At 36.4% G+C, this 4,967-nt stretch carries 7 protein-coding genes; 6 read left to right on the top strand and 1 reads right to left on the bottom strand.

Annotated elements, in window-relative coordinates:
• Positions 1-70: 70 nt before the first annotated feature.
• The gene (locus CHH53_RS11975) at positions 71-478 is read right to left on the bottom strand and encodes a tyrosine-type recombinase/integrase (protein ID WP_095216373.1); all 408 of its coding nucleotides are present in this window, start codon (positions 476-478) and stop codon (positions 71-73) included.
• A 182-nt stretch (positions 479-660) separates the two neighbouring features.
• Between CHH53_RS11975 and CHH53_RS17385 the strand changes: the two genes are divergently transcribed.
• From CHH53_RS17385 to CHH53_RS11945, 6 genes are all read left to right on the top strand, one after another.
• Positions 661-813 carry a hypothetical protein gene (locus CHH53_RS17385; protein WP_158221554.1) on the top strand — a complete coding sequence of 51 codons (153 nt, stop codon included), beginning with the start codon at positions 661-663 and terminating at the stop codon, positions 811-813.
• The gene (locus CHH53_RS11970; protein ID WP_095216372.1) at positions 810-1,040 is read left to right on the top strand and encodes a hypothetical protein; all 231 of its coding nucleotides are present in this window, start codon (positions 810-812) and stop codon (positions 1,038-1,040) included. Before CHH53_RS17385 ends, CHH53_RS11970 begins: the two co-directional genes overlap by 4 nt.
• A 16-nt stretch (positions 1,041-1,056) precedes the next feature.
• Entirely contained in the window at positions 1,057-1,155 is a 99-nt protein-coding gene (locus CHH53_RS17935) for a hypothetical protein (RefSeq protein WP_369819887.1), read from the top strand.
• A gap of 838 nt (positions 1,156-1,993) precedes the next feature.
• Positions 1,994-2,611: a hypothetical protein gene (locus CHH53_RS11955; RefSeq protein ID WP_095216369.1), complete on the top strand. Its 618-nt coding sequence runs from the start codon at positions 1,994-1,996 to the stop codon at positions 2,609-2,611.
• Entirely contained in the window at positions 2,608-4,455 is a 1,848-nt protein-coding gene (locus tag CHH53_RS11950) for a DUF6792 domain-containing protein (RefSeq protein ID WP_095216368.1), read from the top strand. Before CHH53_RS11955 ends, CHH53_RS11950 begins: the two co-directional genes overlap by 4 nt.
• Complete coding sequence (locus CHH53_RS11945; protein ID WP_095216367.1) at positions 4,455-4,793, top strand: hypothetical protein; 339 nt, start codon at positions 4,455-4,457, stop codon at positions 4,791-4,793. Before CHH53_RS11950 ends, CHH53_RS11945 begins: the two co-directional genes overlap by 1 nt.
• Positions 4,794-4,967: the final 174 nt, after the last annotated feature.

The raw sequence follows: 4,967 nt of genomic DNA, 5'->3' as shown, positions 1-4,967 counted from the left end.
TGCGGTTATAGGCTTTTTGTATCGTGATTAATGATTTATATTCTGCAATCTTCTATAACGACCGACCAAATTAACTTTTACCAGTTCGTATTTCTAGAAATGCGTTTCCTGTTTCATTCTCCATCTTTTTAGTTAAGTGAGCATATAAGTTCATTGTTGTTTTATAATCTTTATGGCCTAATCGTTCTTGGATTGCTTTTACGCTAAACCCTTTACTAAGTAGATAAGTTGCAGAGGAGTGGCGTAGGTCATGGAATGATATATCTTTGAGATTGTACTGATTGAGCAACCGTCGCCAAAATTGTGAAGCCGTATGCGGTGAATAGGGTTTACCATCAGCATGAGCAAAGGGAAGATTTAACGTTTCACCATAAACATCTTTATAACCTTTGTACTCTTCACGAATTTTCATAATTTCTCGTTTACGCTCTTTTCGGTAAGCCGATATTTCTTTCATAGTTATCTCATCAAAAGTCACAGTTCATTCCTCGTCAGGTTTTGTAGACTTTACTCTAAGATCATACTGTTTTGTATATTGTACAGATCGTCGAATATAGATGCAGTTATTTTCAAAGTCTATACTTTATCCATATCTATTCCTAAAACCTCTCCACGATGTAAACCACCTGTTTTAAAAAGCATTTGATAGATTTAGAGAATTTGTCTGCAGAACAACTGCGGACGTTAGGTAGAGATGCAGCCTATCGAATCGGTACGCATATGACTGCGGACGATCCTATCGAATCATATGTAAGCAAACAACAAGAGATTCTGCGGAACGTACAGGCAGAACTGGAGAGGAGAAACAAATGAGTGCACAGGCGGCCGAGTCACTTACACCCGAACAAATAAAAGCAGGTAAAGACCGGCAAACCTTCCTGGTTGAGGAGCTGAATAGGTTCAGGATTACCAGACAAGGCGACCGGCTTGTTAAAGATATGAGTCTGCCGGAGTTAGAACATCTGTATATACGGGAGAGAATCTTTCAGGCGAAGATGTACGCCAGACGGATAAGAGAGGAAGAGTTGCTTGGCTATTAACTATGGAAAACGCGGGATGGAATTTGAAAACCTGCTAAATTACACAAACAATCTGAATTGGACTAAGAAAAAAGCTTTAATAAACAAAAGGCCGACACCCTATTTATATTCTTAACAAAATTGACAGGGAGAGATCGCTGGTTCGAGACCAGTCGGAATCACTAAATTAAAGCTCGGAACTCATGCTACGTAGGGGTTTCTGGGGATGTTCCTAATGGGATCAATTACGATTTTAGCTGCGGGATTATTGACTTTTATAATTTTTTTCCTATCTAGGTTTCTTTTTAAATCAAAGGAGGAGAAGAAGTCTTTTTGGAAGACACAGGGGTTTGTTATGTTAGGCTTTGTAATTGTTGCTGCTTTGCTATTTGGTATACCATATGCCATCCTTGCGTAAAGGAGGAGCTGCATTTTCCAAACAAAAAGCTCCCGAAGAGGACTGGAAAGAACTGATTTGGATCAACAGATATATGAAATGAAGTCGAGTGTGGATAGCGACTATAAGCTCATAGAGCGATATTATCAGTCACAACTACCATATGCAACTGAAGACAAGTGCAAGGATTTAGTAGAGTTAGAAAAGAAAAAAATACTAGAGATTTACTTGGTTAAGAGATATCTGTGTATCCATCTTCTATTTATCCTGATATTTCTTCTTTACTTGTTTCTTCGCTGCTAATAGATATGTATACTACACGATTTCGAACTATTTTATGTATAAAATTATTGATTGAATCGGTACTTTGGTACTGTAGGGATTTCTCTTAAGGGACTTACAGACCTCGACTTAAGTATTGTTTTTTTATTTAGATATCAATATTATGGAAATGACTGGATATTTTTAATATAATTTTTTAAGACAAAAGCAACTTCATCATTGGGGGTTAGGCTTAGTGAGAACTAAATTCGTAATTGTTCTTATTTTAACAACGTTGATTTTAGGAGGGTGTAGTATGGGCGGTGATAAACAGTCAGGATCTCCTTCTGAAATGAATTCATCTGAATTACCGGATGTTGCAGCATTTCAGGATGAATTCACTCGTGACTTTATACAAAAATCTGAGCCTACAAAGGAAGGGTACTACTCATTTAAGTCCGGATCGAACAGTTTTACAATGGACTTTCCAGAGAATTTGGTTGTCATTAGAGAAAGCTACAATAAAGATGAGAATGATGGGAGTGAAATGATTGAGCTCTCTTTACCTAAATCTGAAAGAGATAAGATAGATGCAGTACCTGTAGTGAAATTACATTATTATGATTTTATGAGCAGTGAAGAGAACAGCAAAGAGAGTATAACAGCACGAAGTAGCGGTACACTTGAATTTAAGTCCTTAGAGTCAGTTAAAAGTGATCAGCATATACAATATGCTGAAAATAAAGATGGTATTTATCCAGGGTTATCTGGTTTAGTATGGAATGACAATAATCAACAGATTCAGATATTCGCTTCTGTTGTTTGTAAGGAAGGTTTAAGTGATGAAGAATGTGAAACGAAGGCTAAACCAATAAAAGACTCTTTAGTTGAGATATTAAGCTCTATTCAATTCCTCAAAGAAGGGAATGAATGATATTAATGTCTTTGGAAAAGATCACTTCAACAGATGTGTGGTTAAGACTGGTTAATACAGAATATGAAAATTTATCTTCTTCAAAGCTTGAAGAGAAGTTTAAATACATTTATCTAGAAGAAACTGGAGAGGTATTTGATGGTGACTTGGAAGTACTCCATTCATCAGATTCTAAAACGGTTGATCCTGAGAAAACAGGTTATGATGGTACCGCCCTTCTTGTTTCAGAAGGAGGAGAGAAAGAGCTATATGTAATAAACCAAGGAACCCAGTCAGACACTTTTGTTGACTGGGCTTATAACATAAAAGGAGGATACTTAGGACAGACTGTTGACCAAGCACAAGCCGCTAGAGAATTTACTTTGGAAGCTAAAAGATATTTCAATATTAACGATGAGGTTAAAGTGAATGCTTTGGGTCATTCTCTTGGGAATCAGAATGGAACTGTCACAGGTATCTCAGACGGAACTTATGATAGTGTTTATGGCATCAATGGATTACAAGTGTCACCATATGCCCAGTACACGTATGACAATAAATTTGCTGAAGCCGTAAATAAAGAATTCGGGATTGTAGCTTCAGATGAAATATACGATATTCCGAAACAAGATTTAGTAAATTTTACTAAGGAGTTCTTCGAAGAATCAAAAGTAAATATCCATCAAGTCATCTCCACAGACGACCCTCTCTATGGGATTACAGAAAAAGGCGGCTTAGTAGCACTTGGTGAGATTGAATATTTTGATACTAACCCAGAATTAAGCGGCATTAAAACGATTATAGACGATATTCCGGATGATGTACTGAAAGAATTTATTGATTTAGGAGTCGTATATGCTTCAGCCGATCAAAAAGGCGGCATTGCTGAAGTGCTGCGACAAACACTTGGAGTCAATTATGACTATATAAAAGATATAAATTCCTTTCCAAGTCTTGGTCAATGGTATTTACTAAATCAGTCGGAAGTGGATGAAACACTTAAAGCAATCGATAGTAATCTCCCCCCACTAATAGATAAGCTTAACTTAATAACCGACAATTCTGAGGTTATCTTTGGGAGACTTTTTGAAGAAGGCTATATAACGGAAGAACAAAAGAAAATTATGATTGATGAAATCTCAAAACTTGCACAAGAACTCGAATACGTGCAGAATGCTCTAACTTTTAATGTTGATACAGACGAAGAAGGTAGGTTCCTTGATAAGCTGGCTGCTGATGGTGCCTTAGGAATGGTAATTTATAATCTCTATAATGCTTATAATGACGCAATGAAAAATATTAAAGACAGCGGGATTTTGGATAGTTTAGCAAGTATAGTTGATAGTCATAGCATTAACGAATTATTAAATGCTCGTACGAATGGGAACAAGACGTACGTGGGCAAGGATGTTATCTATACTTCTGAAGGTGTGAGTGGAGGAAAACCAATTAAGGTTAATATGTCTGCTGCACTAAGATTTTATAATGAAGGAATTGTTTCATTAGAAAATAAACTACAGTATATCAATAATCTAGAAAAGACTGTCTATGAAGAGTTAACCCACATCTTTAATAGTAGAAGATCGAAAATCATTAGTGGAATTAGTAGCATTGAATCAAGTCCGCGAAGTTATGCAGCGATGTTAGAAGAGCACAAATATATGTTAATGAAAATAAAAGAAGTGAGAATCATTGAGACTATACCGCGACTGAATATCTCGCATCTTGATGAAGATATAGAGCGGATGAAAAAGTCAGTTGCAACAGGCCGTGATTTCGTCGAGAGATATCGAAGTGCTATACTACAACTTTTTCGAGAAGAAGAAAATCTTTCAAAAATGTTTGATTTAGCGAGGGAGATATAATGCCGGAGTTTACTGTAAAATTAACAAAACCCATAATCCCTGAAGAAGACTTTAGTTATTTAAGAGGCACACTCTCCCGACTTGCAGAAGAGATTTTTGCGGAGGATGAAAAGTTCCATTCTTTAGCTAATTCAATCCTTGTAAGTAAGGGGCAGCAAGGAAAGATCATAGATGCAGTACAAGCAGAGAACTTTTTACGTCGTAGAGAAAATCTTGATATTGCTTCTATGTTTTCATTTAAGGTCATTGGTTTAGTGAACAGCTTCAGCGAGCAAATAGATGAAATGAATAAACCGCCGATTTATGTAACATATAGCGACAGCGATGATGCATCTTAAGTTTTAGTCGATCTCTGTATCAGTTCTGTTTTGTGGTAATGACTAGTACAGGTTCGTCTAGTGCCATTTGCTAACGTGTATGCTAACGTAATTAATTTTTTTGGATCATTTTAATGGACTATATGGACTTAAAAGACGGAAAAACCCCTATAAATACGCTATTTACGCTCGAAA

Origin of the sequence: Terribacillus sp. 7520-G, assembly GCF_002271665.1 — a bacterium.
Taxonomy (GTDB): domain Bacteria; phylum Bacillota; class Bacilli; order Bacillales; family Amphibacillaceae; genus Terribacillus.
This window is presented reverse-complemented; position numbering and strand designations above follow the sequence as displayed.